Genomic DNA, 1,442 nt, shown 5'->3' with positions numbered 1-1,442 from the left:
GGCAACTAACAAGTCGTTTAAACGGAATAAAAACAGTTGGCCATCGCTTCGCGATTATAGCCAACCATTTTTATCCGCTTAACGAGGCGTTATGTTTTCTTTGATTATCAGAGTATAATTAAAGTTATCGTATATTTGGAATACTAATTATGACTTTTAAAGTAGAAAATTATGGGGTTAAAGCAGTACAACGCCCTAAAATCAGAGCCACCAAAGAGCTTGACCTGTCAGGTATCTCCGGTCAGCAAATTGTAAAGTCAGAGACCAAGCTAGCCTTAAGAACTCACATAAAAACATTTAAAAAACTGGCTTACATGTAATGAAAATAATTTGTTTTCCATATGAAAGAGTTGTTGAAATTAATACATTTATTCTTGAAACTGAACCTGGGATGAAAGGAAGCGTTGATCTTTCAAAGTTACAGGGAGCTTTAAGCCGTATTGATAATGCAATTGTTTATAATGGACTGGATGATGTTTTCGAAATCGCATCAAAATATACAGCAAGTATTGCTATATCTCATGCGCTACCTGATGCTAATAAGCGCACTGGTTTAGCCGTAGCTTTTGAATATTTATCGCTTAATGATTATGAGTTAACCTCAGACAATGATTTACTCGCCGATGCCGTAAGAGACCTTGTTTTAGGAGTTATAACAGAATTAGATTTTGCTGATATTCTTTATGCTCAATATGAAAAAGACCAACATTCCGAAACAAAAACATAACAAGTCGTTTAAACGGAAAAAACAGTTGGTTATCGCTGCGCGATTATAACCAACCATTTTTATCCGCTTAACGAGGCGTTATAGCGCACGATTATACTGGAGAAGTATGAAGTACTCTGAAAAAATATTTACGCTCTTTTCGTTCATTTTAATTGCACTTGGTGGTTCAAATGTAGTGGGCCTTTTCTTGCAAAATGGCCTGATAAATATGGTTTATACCATTTACCTAGCGTTTGGGCTTATTGCGTGTTTTTTTACGTATAAAAGTACATCATTAGGTTTTTTGTTGTTTGTTGTATTTTACGCAGTACAGACAGTTAGGATATTTAGCCCTGAGTTTAATTACAATTTTACAACTGGTCTTTCGTTCTTCTTCACTTACCATGATGGTGATAGATATACCCCGATGGTCGAAAGAAGTGGGTTTGCTATCAATTTACTATCGATAGGCATGTTAATATTTAGCATCGTAATTCTCGTAAGGAAGAGGTTGCCTAAGCCTATTGGAGAAGCGCTATAACAAGGCGTTTAAACGGAACAAAAACAGTGGGTTACGTTTCGCTTCGCTACACATTATAACCCACAATTTTTGTCCGCTTAACGCAGCGTTAGGCTAGCCAAGCCAAGCTGTAGAGTTGGCAGTAAACTAGGCTTACTATCATAATATTTAAGAGACTAATCTGCATATGAAAACTCCTAGAAAAAATAAACAATG

The 1,442-nt window shown here is 36.1% G+C and carries 2 protein-coding genes; both read left to right on the top strand.

Annotated elements, in window-relative coordinates; genetic code table 11:
• Window positions 1-149 precede the first annotated feature (149 nt).
• The gene (locus tag G322_RS0119320) at window positions 150-320 is read left to right on the top strand and encodes a hypothetical protein (protein ID WP_022943292.1); all 171 of its coding nucleotides are present in this window, start codon (window positions 150-152) and stop codon (window positions 318-320) included.
• The gene (locus tag G322_RS0119315; protein WP_022943291.1) at window positions 320-727 is read left to right on the top strand and encodes a type II toxin-antitoxin system death-on-curing family toxin; all 408 of its coding nucleotides are present in this window, start codon (window positions 320-322) and stop codon (window positions 725-727) included. The genes G322_RS0119320 and G322_RS0119315 overlap by 1 nt, the downstream gene beginning before the upstream one ends.
• Window positions 728-1,442 lie beyond the last annotated feature (715 nt).

The organism is Psychromonas hadalis ATCC BAA-638, from assembly GCF_000420245.1.
Classification (GTDB): Bacteria; Pseudomonadota; Gammaproteobacteria; order Enterobacterales; family Psychromonadaceae; genus Psychromonas; species Psychromonas hadalis.
This window is presented reverse-complemented; position numbering and strand designations above follow the sequence as displayed.